Below are 17,177 nucleotides of genomic sequence, written 5' to 3'. Positions count from 1 at the left end.
ATCTTGGAAGAAAGAGGAAAGAAGCATGTCACGACCAATCGCCGCGCAAGGCAATAATGCATCGATCATTTTCGATGGTAGAGAGTTCACCATTCTCCGCGGTTCCGCAGTGTCAAAAGTATCTATCGGCACTGTTCAGAACGCCGAAATCATTCCTTCTCGACCAGACCACGATGGCGCGCTCATCATCAAGGTCGCCGGGCAGAAGATTCCGACAAATATTGAAGAAGCAGTTTCCGACCCCCACTGCATCTTGTTCCGACATGAGCAGAGCGGCGATATACAACGTTTTGTCAACGAAGTAGAACCGTCAATCATTCCCGCGAAGCAGACATCCAATGCCAACGCATCATTATCCAACGCGAAAAAATACATCGTACCTATCGTCATTATCACCGTTATGGTCTTCGGCATTCTCTCCATTGTGTACGGAGCCGTAAGCGGCGGAGACGATACGGAATCCGCATCAAGCAGCCAAGAATCCTCCCCTCTATACAGTGAGACGCCCACGGTCACCGACACACCAACTCACGAGAGGACGGCAACCGGCATTACCGCCACCTACCTAGGCCCTCTAATCAACGGAACCGAAATCAACAGCCAAAACACCGGAATCGAAGTAAAAGTTCAATACGACGACGGAACCGATGAGACCGTCAGCGGATGGACGGTCGTGAATCCCGGTAAAGTCACCTATCAAAAGGAGACCACCTTCACCATCGACTATCAGGGACAGCGCACACAGCTCAAACTTACCGGGGAACCACCATACGAATATCAGAATGCACTGACCCAGGCACAGCAGTATTCGGACAATATGTATATGTCAAAAGCCGGTATCTACCAACAGCTCACCAGCGAATACGGCGGCAAATTCGATAATGATGCCGCACAATACGCCATCGACCACGTCAAGGCCGATTGGAATAAGAACGCCCTCAAAACAGCGGAAAACTACCAAAAGCAGATGTCACTCTCTCGAGAGGAAATTCGCAGCCAGCTTACTTCCCCATATGGCGAGCAGTTCACTCAGTCGGAAGCCGATTACGCAGTAGCACATCTTCCACAGTGAGATTCCTGACTCAGACATATGACTTTGCAGAGTTTTGCAACTTGACGATTGCAGCCGTCGGAACAAAATCTTCTTTGCAGTTACCGTAATTACTCTTTGTCTCGCTACCAATAGTGGTCGTCACGCCCAGCCGGAACACGACGGCCACTATTCATTAATTCTCGGATACCACTAGATGGACATAACCATTACTGGTAATCGTCCACTCATATGTCGTTTTCCCCTGAGTGACCTTACCGGTGTCCTGATCAGCGTCGGGTCCTCCATTCGGATAGTGCTCCAATATGCATTGCCCCTTTTTGTTTTTCAAATCCGAGTCCCATACCGAATATGCGAAATCAATATCACCTTCATGATTCACACTGATTTCGCAATCATCTGCTATCTGCTGAACAGAAGCACCTCGGTTCAGAATAAAAGAGACAGCAAGTGCGACGACCACAATTATCGCAAGCACTGACGCCACTGCAGAGATTGCAAGGACCCTCGTTTTCCTTGATAAGAGAGCCCATCGATATTTAAGAGAAATCCCCTTCATAATGCGCCACCAATCTCACTGTCCGGCATCCGGCACCAGAGATGTCCGAAAAGCGGAACTTCCGTTGGATTGAATCCTTTGATTGCTTTCCTCCCACGGAGGCAAGGACGGATCTTTTGCACGAGCATCCTCATAACGTTGTCTTTCCGAGAACAGCAACGACTCGTTGATGCCATTTTTAATCGCATTTTTCAGAACAAAATAGCTAATACAAATGCCCAGAGCTGCAATCAGGACGTAAAGCAACACCACAATAACCGAACCCACAGGCCCCTCTCCTTACGGTCTTACATATACTTCGCAACTACGCGAAGTACCGAACATGTCAAACGTACCAATAGGGGGGGGGCAAATCGATATGACGGACCGTGGTTCCACTCCATAAAAACATCTATGCCTCTATTCCAGAAGTCGGCCCCGCTGAAACCAGCGATTCCTAAATCAGGCCATGTAAACCGCGACGTTTTACCTACGGGGGACAGTAATGCTCAGTGACGGCAATCACCCCGCCCAAACGACAGTCACATCAAGGCCTCTTAAATACCATAACAACGATGGAGTGCGGCGCATTTTAAGGAATTTGCGGCGTAGTCCATCGAAAATCAGAAAGCGCGTTTTCAAGAACGTTGGAATCACGCGGTTCTTGAATTGCCTTCGCTTGAAACGCGATGGATTGCGCCGCATTCACAGCGAAAAGCAACGCAGTCCATCAAATCACGGCAGAAATTGATGGACTGCGTTGCATATGGCGTTGAAATGCGTTGTGGTCCTTCGAATCCCGATTGATTCGATGGACCACAAGGTAAATATGGCGATTATGCGCCCGCGTCCAGAACCATGGGGTCATGCAACCCGTCGGACGCCGCCTGTCACGCGAACTAGTGCAGCGTGTCCCAGACGGTGGTGGAGATGGCGGCGATCTGCGTCTGGGCGGTGCCGTTCTCCACGTTCTGGGTCATCACGGTGAGCACGTAGTCGCCGCTGTGATCGTCGGCCGTGCCGTACACGATCGCGGAATCGTTCTCGGTGCCGATGATCTCGCCGGTCTTGTTGGCGACCTTCGTGCCCTGCGGCAGGCCGGCGGGAATCTTCGCGCGACGCTGCTGTTGCAGCAGCAGGTTCAGCATCTTCTCGCTCGTCTGCTTCGAGACCAGCTGGCCGCGATACACCTTGGCCATGAACTTGCCGGAGTCGGATACGGACGTCTGTTTGAGGCTGGAATCGTGGGTGCCGGAATCGTAGAGCAGGTCCTTCATCCGCGTTTCGTTGAAGCCGTTGGCCTTCGCCACCTGATTGACCACGTCGAGTCCGGCGTTGGTATCGCCGTTGCCGAGCAGGTTGACCAGCGTGTTGGTGGCCTGGTTCGAGCTGACGGTGATCATCTGCGTGAGCAGATCGTTGGTGGCCATGTCCTCCTGCATCCTGCCCTCGTCGATTCTCGTGTAGACGGCGAGCATCACGTACAGTTTGATGACCGATGCGGACGGCTGCACATGATTGTCGATGGAGGTCGAGGCGCCGGTTTTCAGGTCCTCCACATACACCGACCAGGTGCCGGGATAGCCGGCGATCTGCGAGGTCAGTTTCGTATTGAGCGAGTCAAGCTGGTTCTGCTTCGACCGCTTGGCCGCCTCGCCGGGGTCGACGGTGGGAACGGCCTTCTTCGTGGCGCCCGCGGACGCCGCAGATGACTTCGATGACGATGCGACCGACGAGGATGCCGACGACGCATTCGTGACCGCGTTATGCCTTCGCACCGAGATCACGGCGACGCAGGCCAGCAGGGCCATGACGACAACGACGATGACGATCGCCGCCAGTCCGCCGCGGCGCGGCGAGCCGGCGTGGGCGCCGTGCCCGCCGCTGTGCTGCGGCGTATCGGAACCATTCACTGCCATATTCGTGTTTTCGCTCCGACTACTTGAGCAGTTCGGCGTTGACTTCGGCGAGGATGTCGTTGGCCATCTGCACGGCGACGCTGCGGCCCTGGTTCTGGGTCATCACGGCCACGCCGACGGCGCCCTTCGACGACTTCATGACGATGAAGAAGTTGTAGGCGTTCTTGATGCCCTGTCCGCGGTGGCCGTTGATGGATGTGCCGGCCGGCGCCGAGACGCCCTCGGAGGCGAGGCTGTATGCCATGAGGCCGGTGCCGCCGGCCTGTTCGGTGGCGACGAGCATCTTGGCGGCGTCGGCGGCGGAGGTGTAGTTCTCATAGCCGGCCGACGAGGCGGAGACGTCGCCGAAGTCGCGCTCGAAGTCGGTGTTGGTGTAGCCCTGGCTGGACAGCCAGCTGTTGAGCGACGAACGGCCGCCCATGGCGCTGATGGCGCTGTTGCCGTATTCGTTGCTCATGGTCTTCATCATGGCGTCGGCGTAGCTGGCGGCCGTGGAGTTGCCGGTGCCGTGCGCTTCGAGATACACCGGCAGATAGAGGCCGGAGGCCACGTACTTGCTGTTCGCCTGCTGCGAGTAGTAGGCCTGCGCGCCGTTGACCGGTACGACGGCGACGGCCGAGTTCGAGGCGGAGTACTTGTTGACGATGGCGTCGAGCTTGGCGGAATCCAGAGCGGGGGCGGCCTTGGTGGTGGCGGTCTGGCTCGGCGTCGGGCTGGACGAGGATTTCGTCGGCGTGGGCGTCGCGGTCTTGGTGACGGTGGCGGTGGCCGTCGGCTCGTTGCCCTGGTCGCCGTCGTTGGAGAATGCGCCCGCGTTGTAGGCGTAGACGATGCCGCCGCAGATGAGCAGCGCCGCGACGATGACGGCGGCGATGATGATCAGCGGCAGGTTTTTCTTCTTCGGACCGTTGCCGCCGTCAGCTCCCGGCGCGGCCGGCTGACCGGGCTGAGGCTGGGACTGGGGAGCGACGGAACCGGCTGCGGGCACGGTCTGTCGGGGCTGCGGCGCGACCGGCGTCATGCTGACGGTCGGCGCCGCCTGCGCGGGCGCCTCTTCGGGCATGTCGATGGCCGGCAGTGACTGCGGGTCGTCGCTGCCGCGGATGATGGTCTCCCCCAGCGCCGGGTCACCGGCAAGGGCGTCGCCCGGTTCGGTGTCGTCGACCGGCTGGCCGCAGTTCGTGCAGAAACTGGCCTCCTCGTCGAGTTGCTCGCCGCAGTTCGTGCAGAATTTCATCGTCGTCCTCTTCTTTATCCTCATAACGATTTCACGTCGTATCAGTTCTCCATAAGGAGAATCAACCATTCATCAGACTACCCAATAGACTGTCCCGAACCGCTAACATTCCAATACTCAACCGCCAATATGCAAATAAAGCATATGCCCAGACTGGGTTTGTAGCATATATGATACAATCCAGATGTATGAGCTGTCTGTCATTTGAAATATACGAGTCCCCCGATGGCGACTGCCCCTTTGAGGACTGGTATGCAACGCTGCCGACAAAAGACGCTCATAAACTCGACGCCATCATCGATCGGGTGCAGGAATATGGAATTCCCATCGCTCTGAAGATGCAATGGGTCAAAAAGCTTGACGACGAAATATGGGAGATCCGATCGAAATTTTCCAGCAATATTCAACGCGCCTGTTATTTCCGAATTCAGGGAACCAGCTATCTCATAACCCATGGGTTCACCAAGAAAACCCAAAAGACCCCGAAATCGGAAATCGAACGAGCCCACGCCATCAAAGACCTTTATGACAAAGAACCGAAAGGATGACCACCATGCCGACCCGCAGTTTTAACAACCATCTTGCACATGTACGACTGGAATCGGAGGCCGCCAAGGAAATCGACGAGGAGACCCGACGCCTTGACGCCGCCGTCGCACTTATGCAGGCGCGAGAGAACGCCGGCCTGACGCAGGACGAGCTGGCCGAAAAGAGCCATATTTCCCGCACGACCATCAATCGTATTGAAAACGGGCGAATCAGCCCGTCTTTCCGTACCCTGGAGGCTCTTGCCCAGGCAATGGGCAAGAAACTCACAATCGCCTTCAGCTGACGAAACCATAAATGCAACCGCAAGCTAAATGCACCGAGCACAGCATCACGAAGCATTCTCCGTAATTTTTATGAGAGATTTCTTTCCCCTGATTTCAAAGGATGCACATCCATATCAACGGATATGACTACTGATGACGGTCCCACAATATTCATTACTTTCCCTTCCTTTGGCTTTTCATCATTACTATTTAACGGTTGTATGCACACTCGGGCAGCAGCAGACAACCTTCGCCAATAGTATGACCGAGCAGTCTGCACAACCACCGTACAGACGATTACAATAATTACTAGCCCTAGAGCTTCCCAGAAGCGTGTTGCCTGATTATTCAGTTGCTGCTCCACTTTGTCGACCGCATCCTCGATAACCTTTCGGGTATTCAAATTCAGCCCACTCTTATCGACTTGTTCCAGCACCATTTTAGTAAGCGAATCCTTTACAAATCCGCTGTCATCCATGCCAGTAAAATCTTTTGCTGTGCTCCACGTTGCCGCAAGAGTGCCAACTCCTGCGATAATAGACGGAATTTTATAATCCTGATAATCAGCGACCTTTTTTATCAGGAAAAGTTTGATATCTTCAGACCACTGATTTGCTTTCTCAAAACCACTTGTGTCGCCTATTTCCTGAATATGTTCATTGGGAAAATGATTCTTCACTAATGTTCTGCGCCACCATAACATGCACCAATAATCAAGTTGCTTTTCCACCCACGGAAAAGTATCCAAATCACTAAAAATAAGAAAAATAGAAATCCACAAAACAGCAAGAATCGCGAAAGATAAAAGATAAGTAGCGGCATTGCCAACTTTAGATGAATCAGGGAAAAGAACAATTACTCCTATCACCAATAAAAATAACGACATACCCAAATGAAAGCAAAGTCTTCTCGCAGCTCTTATGTTTGCTTGAGTGTAGAGGAAAAACAGAAAAGCACCAATAATAACGATTATGCCGCTAGAAATAGTTTTCTGATGTTCAATATCCGCATTTTGAGAGTTAGAGGGCCAAAGCATCCCCAGCAATATATTAGATAGCATGAGACCCATGAAAATCGCACCAAAGAAAGTAATTCCTTTGCCCCAACGGCAACGTTCAGTGTGCCAAATATTCGTTATACTTTTTTCATCCCCTTCTTTAAAACCATGATGATTCTTGTCTTTAAGTGCTTTCTCTACGGCTTCCCGAATTTTGCTCGTATCTTGAAAAAAGGGAACCAGAGCAGCTGCTAAGAGACTAGCCACAATAATTTCTACTATCAGTAGAACCGGAAAAATCCATTGACTTCCCGTAACGATAGGTGTTTCCCCCGAAATAAAGCTTTTGTAAAACGACTCAGCGAATGAGCAAAGCAGCACTAACACTATGATGAAAAACATCCACCATAAACACTTCGTTTCTTTGCCAACCCAAAAAACTTGTTTTCCTAATGATGCTAATGACTTAGTAGTATTCCGCAAAGCACAAAAAACGTTCGGCATCTTCAGCCGCCGACGAATCGGATAGCAATAATCGCAAAACTTACTTTCGCCCGTTATTGAAACGCCGCAGTTCGTACAGAATTTCATCGTCGCCCTCTTCTCGTCCTCATTCGGTTGTTCGTCGTGGTTGTTTGCGGGGCATGCGAAGGTCGCCGGCCTCGCCGGCGACCCCGCCTATGGCGCCGATCACCAACCGCCGTCGGAATCCTCGTCTGTGTTGGGGATGTCGACCGTCAGCTTCTCGTTGCTGAGGCTGATGGTGCCGGAGATGGTGCCGGAGTCGTTTTCGGAGTCGTTCTCCCACGGCTGGTCGGAATAGTAACGCTCCTGGTAGGTGATGGTCGTCTGGATCGTGGTGGTGGTGAAGCTGCCGCTCATCAGGTCGAGTTCGGCGATCTCGGGGGTGTTCGTGGCGGTCCGCTTGATGTTCGTGTACGCCATGGAGGAGCTCGAGGAGAAGCTGCCGTTGGAGAACGAGCAGCCGTCCTTGCTCAGCGCGCTCGACGCCGTGCAGTCGTCGATGCGCTTCTGCACCTGTGAGAGGATCTCGCTCTTGAGCTTGTCGGTGGCCTCGGGCACGAGATACGCGGCCTTGGCGGCGTCGTTGATCTTCACCTCGTTGCCGGTCACGTACTGGGAGTCGGCGAATCCGACGTTGTAGACGCCGGGGTATGCGGGCACGGAGTATTCCGTCATTTCGGAATAGTCGACGTCGGAGGAGGGGTCGTCGGGCTCGGAGGCGTCGCTTTTGTCGGTAGCGGCCTTCGACAGGTCAATGTCGACGCCGTTGACGGAGACGTTGGTCATGGTCTTCGGCACGGCGATCTTCAACGTGGTGAGCATCGGCGAGGCGACCTTCCACGAGTCGAAGAACAGGAGCTTCTTGCCTGCGGACTCCATGGTGACCTGGCTTGACTTCTGCACGCCGTCGACGGAGTAGGAGACGGTCGCCTCCCATTTGCCGGTCACGCGGTTCTGATTGATGGACGAGATCTCGACGTTCTTGATGCGGCGGCTTTCGTTCTCGCCGGCCTTGTTGACCATGAGGGCACGGGCGTCGTTCTCCACGCCCGGGTCCACAAGCTTCGACGCCTTCTCGTAGTCGCCTTCGGCGATCGCCGAAACGTAGGAGTTCAGCGGTCCCTGCGGCGAGAACACGGTGCTTCTGAGCGTGAGGAACACGGCGGCGAGCACGATGATCAGCGCGCCGATGGCGCATAGGATGATCATCATGCGACGGCTCATCTTCTGCGGGGCCGTGGGCGCGGCCGCGTCGGTGGCGTCCGTGGCGTCGGCGACGTCGGCCAGCGAGCGCACGCCGGGCATGGGCACGGCCGTGGGCAGTGGTGCGGTGACGTTGTTCTGGGTCTGGAGGGCATGACCGCAGCTGATGCAGAACCTGGTTCCGTCATCATTGCGGGCCCCGCAGCTTGTGCAGAAAATCATGATGCCGTTCCCCGTTACAGCCTTCCCGTTACAGCAGCGACTGCACGGTGGAGACGGCGGAGGCGACGCCTGCGACGGCGATGATCATGAAGAACACGAACAGGATCAGTCCGCCGAGCATCATGATGAAGATCCACATCCACGTCTTGTCGAGCTTGCGGGCGTTGACTCCCTGGGCCACGATCGCGCCGGGGATGGCCATGATGAAGGTCAGGCCGATCATGAACAGCAGGGAGGAGAGGAACAGCATGCCGGAGCCGATGAGCGCGCACAGGAAGGCGACGAGGTTCAGGGCGACCATGGGCATGGTCTTCTGCGCAAGCTCGACATGAATGGTGGAGAACGTGGTCTGCGCCTCGCCGAGCATCTTGCGGCCCATGAAGCAGATCAGCACGATGATGTACAGCAGGGCGGCGAAGATGACCCAGAACTTGAACAGTTCGGAGATGGAGACGCCGGGCGACGCGATCTGCGGCGCATACGACGAGCTGCCGGTGAAGTCACGGCTCAGGCCGCCGAGGATGCCGTTGCCCACGTTGGTGGCGGCGCTCACGGCCTTGCTCTCCCACATGTAGACGGTCAGCGCCATGAGGAACGCGTTGAACACGAGCGGGATGATGGCCCACCACGCCTGCGTGGCGTAGCGCTTCGACGGGTGCTTGAACGATTCCCACAGCCACACGAAGAAGGCGTTGGCCGCGCCGGGCTGGGCGACGGCCGGAGCCCCCTGCACGGGGGGCTGCTGAGGCATGGCGATCGGCTGGGTCGGCTGCTGCTGCGCCTGGTACTGCGGCTGGGGCACGGCCGCCGGCTGAGGTGCGGCGTACACCGGCTGCGGAGCGGGCTGGGAGGCCGGCTGGGGTGCGGCGGCCTGCGGCTGAGGGGTGGAGGGGGTAGGTACCGCAGACGGCGCGGGGACGGACGCGCGCTCGGAAAGCAGGGTCTCCTCGGAGACCGGCTCATTGGCGGGGAACGGGTGGCCGCATCCGCGGCAGAACTTCGCTTCAGTGGGATTCTGCAGTCCGCACTGCTCACAGATCTTCATATGCTTCGCTTCTCCTTGATATACGGGGGCTCTTCTCTATCGCGACCCATTGTAAGCCGATGCCGGTTACAACGGAAGGATTCGGGCGATATCCCGCTCCCCCCGCTAGGATGCAAGACAGCAGGACAATCCAAAGCCGAGGAGAGCATCATGACCGGCAACCCGCCCCTTCTGGAAGGCTACGACTTCATCCGAACCCTGGGTTCGGGCGGCACGGCCACGGTGTTCCTGTACCATCAGCGGACGCCGAACCGCCTGGTCGCCATCAAGGTGAACAACGCCGCCACCGCACGGCGCGAGGACCGCAACCGGTTCCGTTCCGAGACCAACTTCATGGCCCAGCTCTCCGAGCACCCCTACATCCTCTCCATCTACGACGCCGGCATCACGGCGGACGGCCGCGGCTACATGGTGCTCGAATACGCGCGCGGCGGCAGCTACAAGGAGCTGTCGCGCTCCAGCCAGCTGACCGTGGACCAGGTGCTCGCCATCGGCATCGACGTGGCGAGTGCACTGTTCACGGCGCACAAACGCGGCATCATCCACAGGGACCTCAAGCCCAGCAACATCCTCATCTCGGCGCAGGGGCTGCCCGTGCTGGCCGATTTCGGCATCTCCACGACCATCTACACCACGCGCGGGGCGCGCGGCTTCTCCATCCCGTGGGCGCCGCCGGAGATCCTCACCGGACGGTCCGGCGGTTCGGAGGCCAGCGACATCTATTCGCTCGGCGCCACGCTCTACGCTTTGCTGGTCGGCCATTCGCCGTTCGAATACGGGTACAAGGTCGCCGATTCGAAGGAGCTGGCGCAGGTCATCGTCGACGAGGACCTGCCGCGCATTCGCCGCGCCGACGTGCCGAAGTCGTTGGAGAAGGTGCTGCGCCGGGCCATGAACAAGAATCCCGACGCACGATACTATTCCGCGCTGGAATTCGCCCGCGACCTGCAGCGCGTGCAGCAGGAGTGCTACGGGCATCAGACCCCGGTCATGGTCGAGGGCGTGCCGCAGTATCTGCCCGAGGAGCGCCGGCGCAGGCGCCAGACGGCCGCCGCCGGCGCATCCGAGGTCGTCGGCCGGTCCGGCGGGTCATGGAGAAGGCCGGTCGTCATCGCCGTCGCGGCGATCGCCGCGCTGGCGGTCGTCATCGGACTGTTCGTCGGCGTCGTGCTGCCGAACGTCGATTCACGGCGAGACGGCGACGCCTCGCAGGTCGTTGGCGACGACGCGAGCGCCCTGAACAAGGGCGGCGACTCGTCGGATGACGGCGTCTCCACCCAGGACGTACCGTCGCCGACCGGCCTGACGGGCAGCTATTCGGGCTCCACGGTGACGTTCACGTGGACGAATCCCGACCCGCAGGACGGCGACAGGTATGCCTGGAGCCGGGTGAGCGGCGACGCGGCGCAGCAGGACGCCGACACCGCGCTCGTCGATTCGCCCACCGTGACCATCGACGACGTCACCGACGCGCAGACCTGCATCCAGGTGAGCATCGTGCGCGCCGACCGCCAGATGTCCCAGACTCCGGCGACGGCCTGCGCCGTACGACAGTGACGCAATGGCCTTGAGTCGAGCCGGCGGCTGCGATCGCGGGCATCGCCATTGCCCCGGTTACACCGGCCGCGTACCATGAGTTGCAGTATCGAGAGACCGAGGGCACAAGCCAGTAGAGCAAGTAGGGGGAAGCCGTGAACGGCAGCGAGGAAGCACACCCGTCAGTACGCGCGCGTCTGGCGCGCATCCGCAACGTTCTGCCCACGAGACGCAACCGTTGGGTCATGCCCGTCGTCACGCTGCTGCTGGTGCTCGGCGTGGTCGCCGGCGCCATCATCATCAGTTCCATCACGCGGCAGCATGTGCAGCTCGACAACGGCACCGTGTGGATCACGTCGTTGAAGAACCAGAAGGCCGCGCGATTCAACGTCCGTCTGCAGGACGCCGACGCGGCCGTCTCCTCGTCGGCGCAGCAGTTCGACGTGTCGCAGGCCAGCGAGAACACGGTGCTCACCGAAGGCAGCCGCGCGATGGCGGTCAAGTCGTCGACCATCGGCATCGCCGGCCAGACGGACCTCAAGGGCGAGACCACATCGTTCATCGGCGGCGACACCGTGGCGTTCATCAACACGAAGAACGGCAACGTATGGGTGGGCAAGGCCGATTCCGTCGACTCCGTGACCCCCACGACGTCCAAGCCGTCGATGAGGCTCGGCGACGGCGGCAGAATCGTCGTCGACAGCCACGGCGTCGTCTACGGGTACCGGCCGTCGGACGCCATGGTGCTGTCGTTGGAGAACCCGCAGAGCACGAACCCCCGCGAGCTCGGCTCGCTCAACGGGGGCCGGCAGCTGGTCGCCGACGACTTCACCGTGGTCGGCGGCAGGCCGGTCGTGGTCTCGAACTCCACGCTGACGTTCGACAAGGGCTCCATCGAACTGCCGGCCACCGGACGCGTGACCCTCCAGCAGGCGCCGGTCGACGACGCACAGGACTCCTCGTGGGTGGCCGCCTCCACCACCGGCGGTCTGATGCTGGCGAACCTCGACCATCCGAAGGACAGGCCGGTGCAGCTGAAGTCCGGCGGCACCGGCGACGTGGCGCAGCCGGTCTCCTCGTCCGGCTGCATCTATGCGGCGTGGAGCCAGCAGGCCAACAACTTCATCAAGGCGTGCGGTGCGCCGAACAACGGATCGCTGAAATCCGACCCGCAGTTCCAGACGCTGAAGGAGGTCACGCAGACCTCGCAGCTGAAGTTCCGCACCAACCACCGTCTGGTGGTGCTCAACGACGTGACGAACGGCAACGTGTGGAATCCCGACTCCTCCACCGACGTCATCAAGATCCAGTGGAACAAGATAGAGACCGAGAAGACCGAGAAGACGGCGGAAAGCCAGGACACGGCCACCAACCACCAGAACTTCGCGGAGAAATGCTCGGCCACGTCCGGATCCATCAAGGCGGTGGACGACTCGTTCGGCGTGCGCGCCGGCAGCGAGGAGATCCTCGACGTGCTGCGCAACGACGAGCAGACCGACTGCTCGGTGCTGCGCATCGAGAAGGTGGAGTCCGTCGGCGACGGCATGGGCGTCGCGCCGGTGTATGACGGCCGGTACCTGCAGCTCGATGCCACACACGCCTCCGCCGGCACCGTGAAGTTCTCGTATTCGATCTCCGACGGCCGCGAGCAGACCTCGTCGGCCACGGTGACGCTCACCATCGCCGACGGCGGCAACAAGGCGCCGCGTCAGACCGACACCCCGCCGGAATACCAAGTGGAGCAGGGCGCCTCGTACACGGCGAACGCGCTGGCGAGCTTCACCGACGCGGACGGCGACCCGATGACGCTCGTCTCCGCAGTGCCGACCAATTCCGACCAGGTGATGGTCTCCACGCGAGCCGACGGCCAGCTCGTGTTCAACACCGGCTCGCAGTCCAGCGGCCGCGTGGGCGTGGAGGTGACCGTCTCCGACGGCGAATCGACCGGCAAGGGCATGGTGTACTTCTCGGTGAGGCCGGCGAACACGCTGATCGCCGTCATCGACCCGGTGGTTCGCCAGGCGCAGCCGAACAAGAGCATCACCGTGGACCTCAAGCCCTACGTGCACGGCACGTCGGTGCAGCCGGCGCAGCTTTCGGCGGTGAACCAGCCGAAGAACGCCTCGACCACGGCCAACAACGAGGACATGACGTTCGCGTTCAAGGCCGCAAATCCCGGCACCTACTACGTGTCGTACACCATCGCCCAGGGCACGCAGCCGGCCACGGGCCTCGCCCGCATCGAGGTGCAGCCGGTCGGCAGCGGCGCGGCCAAGCCGATCGCCGCCAACGACGTGGCCCTGCTCGGCGCCGACAACACCGCCATCGTCGAGCCGTTGAAGAACGACGTGGACCCGCTGGGCGGCGTGCTGGCCATCAGCTCGGTGAGCGTGGACGGCGACTCGGGCGTCAAGACCGGCATCGTGAGCCATAAGCGCGTGTATCTGACCGCGCGGCAGGTGCCGACGAAGCCGGTGACCGTCACCTACACGGTCGCCAACGCCCAGGGTTCGTCCGAAGGCCGCATCGTGCTGCAGCCTCCGGCCCTCTCCACGCAGAACTCCGCCCCGAAGGCGGGCAACATCAACGCGCAGGTGCGCGCCGACGGCATCGTCACCGTGCCGGTGCTCGACCATGTGAGCTATGCCGACGGCACCACCGTGAAGCTGCGCGACCATCTGCAGTACGACAAGAAGACGTTCAAGGGGCTGGTGTTCGTCTCCGAGAACACGGTGCGCTACCAGGCCACCGATGCCGAAGGCGTGTTCCCCGTCACCTATACGGTGGAGGACAACCTCGGCAACACGGCCTCGGGCACCATCACCATCACCGTGCACAAGAAGGACGCGGCGAACAAGCCCGCGCCCACGCCGGCCGACGTGGAGGCGCAGGTGGCGGCCGGACAGAAGGTGAAGATCCCCATCACGCTCACCGGCATCGACGTGGACGGCGACGGCGACACACTCAACGGCCTGGGCAACGCGGCGCCGAAGCTGGGCCGCATCACCGAGACCGGCGCCGACTATCTGGTGTATGAGGCGTACGCCGACTCCTCGGGCACCGACACCTTCTCGTATGCCGTGGAGGACTGGACCGGCCAGCGCGCGCAGGCGCAGATCCGCGTGGGCGTGTTCAAGAGCGAATCCGACTCGGGCGTGTACGCACGCGACGATTCCATATCCATCCGGCCGAACACCGCGGTCGACGTGCCGGTGCTGCTCAACGACATCTCCGGCGACAGCGAGAACCTCACGCTCGACGGCAGGCTCGAGCTGCAGGGCATCAAGAACGCCAAGGCCCGCAACAACATGGTGGAGCTCACCGCGCCGGGCAGCTCCGGCACCGCATACATCATCTACACGGTGAAGACGAAGGCCGGGCTGTCCGACACGGGCACGCTGACGGTGAACGTCTCCGACAAGGCGCCGATCTCGCCTCCCACGGCCTACGACTACAAGGTCCCGGCCGCGGCGACCATCGACAAGAAGACCGTGGACGTGGACGTGAAGGACTGGATCGCCAATCCTTCGGGCAAGATGGACGAGCTCAAGGTCGCCGTGCACCCCAGCGCATCGGCCCATGCCCGCATGAAGGGCGGCGACAAGTCGACCGTCATCTCCGTGGACCTGACCGACGAGGCCCGCGCAGTGCCGTACACGGTGACGAACACCAAGTACAACGTCACGTCGACGGCGTTCATCCAGGTGCCGGCATACGGCGTGTTCCCGCCGACGCTGCGTCCGAAGGCGCCGAAGCTCGAAGTGCGTGCGCGCGAGACCATCGAGATCAACATCGCCGACTACGTGCGCGTCGGCGCCGGCAAGACCGCGACCATCGAGTCGAAGGACTCGGTGAGCGCCACGAAGTCCGACGGCGGCGACCTGTACGTGAGCGACACGAAGCTCAGGTTCACGGCGGCCAAGGACTACGCCGGCCCCGCGTCCATCACGTTCACCGCAGTCGACGGCAAGAAGGGCAAGGACAGGAACGCCATCATCAATTCGGCCGTAATCACGCTGCCGATCACCGTGATCGGCCGCCAGGTGCCGCCACCCACATTCTCCGCGCCGACCATCGACGTGGTTCCCGGCGAGGGGCGGAAGACCGTCTCGCTGCGCGAGCTCACGCACGCGCCGGAAGGCACCTACGAGGACGAGCGCGCCTACACGTATTCGACATCGGGAGGCACCTCCCCCATCGAGTCCAGCCTGTCCTCGGACGGCAGCCTGACGGTGAGCGCGCCGAAGGACGCGAAGCCGGGGACCATCGTGAACATGCCGGTGAGCATCAAATACTCCGACAGCGGCTCCGTCAACGCGGGAGTGACGCTGCGGGTCACGCAGACGAACCAGCCGCTGGCGCGCGTCTCCGGCGCGAGCATCAAGGCGAAGGCCGGAACCGCGGAGCACATCAACATCCTGCAGGGCGCCTACAATCCGTTCCCCGATACGCCGCTGACGGTGATCGGCGCGACGACCGACAACGCGGCGAAGCTCAGCGTGAGCTATACGGCGAACGGCGACCTGACCATCACGCCGGGCAATGACATCGGCGCCTCGACGAACAAGGTGATCGTGACCGTCCAGGACGGCACGAAGGACGCCTCGCGCAACGTGACCGCCACGGTGACCGTCTCCATCGTCGACAAGCCCAACGCCCCGCTGCTCTCCCCCGTCGCCGGCACGCCGGCCGACGGCGCGGTGAACCTCGCATGGACGCCCGGATCGTCGAACGGCAGCCCGGTCACCCGGTACGAGGTCGACTATGACGGCAGGACCAAGGACTGCGGCGCCAACACCACCTGCCAGATCACCGGCCTGACCAACGGCAAGGAATACTCGTTCACCGTCAGGGCGATGAACGAGGTCGGCTGGTCGGCGCCGTCGAACACGGTGAAGGGCATGCCCGACAAGGTGCCCGACGCCCCCGGCGGCATCGAGGTGACCGGCGGATACCACGCGGTCTCGGTGCAGTGGAACGCACCCGACTATGTGGGCAGCGCGCCCGACAAGTACACGGTGACGATATCGTCCGCGGCGGGCAGCCAGTCGCAGACGGTGAACTCCACGTCGGCCACATTCGAGGTGCCGGGCAGCGCCGGAGGCCAGACGTTCTCCGCCAAGGTGCGGGCGCACAACCGCGCCGGCGACGGCGTGGAGGGCACGAGCACGAAGAACGACGCGCCGTGGGGCGACGTCGACAAGCCGAGCGTGAGCATCGCGCAGTCCGAAAACGACCCGTACACGATTCGCGTGGAGGTGAAGGTCGGCGACCTGCACGGCGCCGGATGCTCGAGTGTGGAGGTCTCCCGCGGCGGCAGCGTCCCATGCGGAGGCGGAGGCACCAGCTTCACCATCGGCAAGGACGAGCTGTTCAAGCCGCTGCAGGTGACGGCCACGGTGAACCCGGAGAAGACCGGCCCCGCGCCGGCGACCGCCTCCTCGAACACCATCACGCCCACGTACGCCATCAAGAAGCCGACGCTCCGTACATCCCATGGCGAGGGCTCGTGCTCGGTCAGCTGGTCCAGCGTCGGCGACGTCGATGCCGTGATCGTCTCATTCGGAGGCAAGACCTACAGCGAGAAAAGCGGCGACGAAAGCATCCCCATCGGCGAATGGTCCAGCTGCCCGAAGGCGACCGCCTACCAGACGCTGCAGGGGCAGAAAGGCGAGGCCGTCTCCTCGCAGGACAACTACACCTACAAGGTCAGGCCGAAGGTCGACGCCAGCGTCATGAAGCTGACGTGGGACTCCGCCGACCACGACAAGATCACCGTGACCGGAGCCTCGCAGGCCATCAACCGCTATGGCCAGAACGCCACCTACCAGCTGGTCGTCGACGGGCAGACCATCGACGGATGGACCCCCGACCGCACGACCATCGACGCGAAGAACATCGCCAGCGACACACCCACCTGGTCGCTCACCGTCACGCTGAACAGCGACTCGAACTACTCCACCAGGGTGGAGGACCAGACGGTGAACGGCACCCGCAAGGTGGTGACGCCCGAGCCATCGGTGGAATCCAAATATGTGGAGCGGCAGCCATCGCCGTTCGTCAGACCGGCAGCGCTACGGCAGCTGTACTAG

At 60.5% G+C, this 17,177-nt stretch carries 11 protein-coding genes; 5 read left to right on the top strand and 6 right to left on the bottom strand.

Features of this window, described 5'->3' with window-relative positions:
• Positions 1-25: 25 nt before the first annotated feature.
• Positions 26-1,072: an Ltp family lipoprotein gene (locus CS006_RS10855; RefSeq protein WP_207760009.1), complete on the top strand. Its 1,047-nt coding sequence runs from the start codon at positions 26-28 to the stop codon at positions 1,070-1,072.
• A 553-nt stretch (positions 1,073-1,625) separates the two neighbouring features.
• Here CS006_RS10855 and CS006_RS10685 read toward each other — a convergent pair.
• The 3 genes from CS006_RS10685 to CS006_RS05840 form a co-directional block, all read right to left on the bottom strand.
• On the bottom strand, positions 1,626-1,877 hold the full coding sequence (locus CS006_RS10685; protein WP_133119538.1) for a hypothetical protein: 252 nt from the start codon (positions 1,875-1,877) through the stop codon (positions 1,626-1,628).
• 611 nt (positions 1,878-2,488) lie between these two features.
• Positions 2,489-3,508, bottom strand: a complete 1,020-nt coding sequence (locus tag CS006_RS05845) for a serine hydrolase (RefSeq protein ID WP_100510837.1) — start codon at positions 3,506-3,508, stop codon at positions 2,489-2,491.
• 19 nt (positions 3,509-3,527) lie between these two features.
• Positions 3,528-4,745: a zinc ribbon domain-containing protein gene (locus tag CS006_RS05840; protein WP_165777268.1), complete on the bottom strand. Its 1,218-nt coding sequence runs from the start codon at positions 4,743-4,745 to the stop codon at positions 3,528-3,530.
• A gap of 188 nt (positions 4,746-4,933) precedes the next feature.
• On the opposite strand from CS006_RS05840, the gene CS006_RS05835 reads away from it, so the two are divergent.
• Both CS006_RS05835 and CS006_RS05830 read left to right on the top strand, forming a co-directional pair.
• Complete coding sequence (locus CS006_RS05835; RefSeq protein ID WP_100510921.1) at positions 4,934-5,293, top strand: type II toxin-antitoxin system RelE/ParE family toxin; 360 nt, start codon at positions 4,934-4,936, stop codon at positions 5,291-5,293.
• Positions 5,290-5,577 (top strand): helix-turn-helix domain-containing protein, encoded by a 288-nt coding sequence (locus tag CS006_RS05830; RefSeq protein ID WP_243386778.1) that lies wholly within the window; start codon positions 5,290-5,292, stop codon positions 5,575-5,577. The genes CS006_RS05835 and CS006_RS05830 overlap by 4 nt, the downstream gene beginning before the upstream one ends.
• Before the next feature lie 68 nt (positions 5,578-5,645).
• On the opposite strand, the gene CS006_RS10680 is transcribed toward CS006_RS05830, so the two are convergent.
• From CS006_RS10680 to CS006_RS05815, 3 genes are all read right to left on the bottom strand, one after another.
• Positions 5,646-7,145, bottom strand: coding sequence for a zinc ribbon domain-containing protein (locus tag CS006_RS10680; RefSeq protein WP_133119537.1), 1,500 nt, complete (start codon positions 7,143-7,145; stop codon positions 5,646-5,648).
• Positions 7,146-7,244: 99 nt separating this feature from the next.
• Positions 7,245-8,504: a zinc-ribbon domain-containing protein gene (locus CS006_RS05820; protein WP_100510834.1), complete on the bottom strand. Its 1,260-nt coding sequence runs from the start codon at positions 8,502-8,504 to the stop codon at positions 7,245-7,247.
• A gap of 28 nt (positions 8,505-8,532) precedes the next feature.
• Positions 8,533-9,549, bottom strand: a complete 1,017-nt coding sequence (locus tag CS006_RS05815; protein ID WP_100510833.1) for a zinc ribbon domain-containing protein — start codon at positions 9,547-9,549, stop codon at positions 8,533-8,535.
• 150 nt (positions 9,550-9,699) lie between these two features.
• Between CS006_RS05815 and CS006_RS05810 the strand changes: the two genes are divergently transcribed.
• On the top strand, positions 9,700-11,106 hold the full coding sequence (locus tag CS006_RS05810) for a serine/threonine-protein kinase (protein WP_100510832.1): 1,407 nt from the start codon (positions 9,700-9,702) through the stop codon (positions 11,104-11,106).
• Between the two features lie 224 nt (positions 11,107-11,330).
• The gene (locus CS006_RS05805; protein WP_100510831.1) at positions 11,331-17,177 is read left to right on the top strand and encodes an Ig-like domain-containing protein; all 5,847 of its coding nucleotides are present in this window, start codon (positions 11,331-11,333) and stop codon (positions 17,175-17,177) included.

The organism is Bifidobacterium primatium, from assembly GCF_002802875.1.
GTDB lineage: Bacteria > Actinomycetota > Actinomycetes > Actinomycetales > Bifidobacteriaceae > Galliscardovia > Galliscardovia primatium.
The sequence above is the reverse complement of the archived record's forward strand: the minus strand, read 5'-3'. Positions and strand labels throughout refer to the sequence as shown.

Excerpts from the sequence above, each read along its gene's own strand:
- CS006_RS05830 (WP_243386778.1), top strand. The coding sequence starts at position 5,290 with ATGACCACCATGCCGACCCGCAGTTTTAACAACCATCTTGCACATGTA.
- CS006_RS10855 (WP_207760009.1), top strand. The coding sequence starts at position 26 with ATGTCACGACCAATCGCCGCGCAAGGCAATAATGCATCGATCATTTTC.
- CS006_RS05820 (WP_100510834.1), bottom strand. The coding sequence starts at position 8,504 with ATGATTTTCTGCACAAGCTGCGGGGCCCGCAATGATGACGGAACCAGG.
- CS006_RS05845 (WP_100510837.1), bottom strand. The coding sequence starts at position 3,508 with ATGGCAGTGAATGGTTCCGATACGCCGCAGCACAGCGGCGGGCACGGC.
- CS006_RS05835 (WP_100510921.1), top strand. The coding sequence starts at position 4,934 with ATGAGCTGTCTGTCATTTGAAATATACGAGTCCCCCGATGGCGACTGC.
- CS006_RS05810 (WP_100510832.1), top strand. The coding sequence starts at position 9,700 with ATGACCGGCAACCCGCCCCTTCTGGAAGGCTACGACTTCATCCGAACC.
- CS006_RS05840 (WP_165777268.1), bottom strand. The coding sequence starts at position 4,745 with ATGAAATTCTGCACGAACTGCGGCGAGCAACTCGACGAGGAGGCCAGT.
- CS006_RS05815 (WP_100510833.1), bottom strand. The coding sequence starts at position 9,549 with ATGAAGATCTGTGAGCAGTGCGGACTGCAGAATCCCACTGAAGCGAAG.
- CS006_RS10680 (WP_133119537.1), bottom strand. The coding sequence starts at position 7,145 with ATGAAATTCTGTACGAACTGCGGCGTTTCAATAACGGGCGAAAGTAAG.
- CS006_RS05805 (WP_100510831.1), top strand. The coding sequence starts at position 11,331 with ATGCCCGTCGTCACGCTGCTGCTGGTGCTCGGCGTGGTCGCCGGCGCC.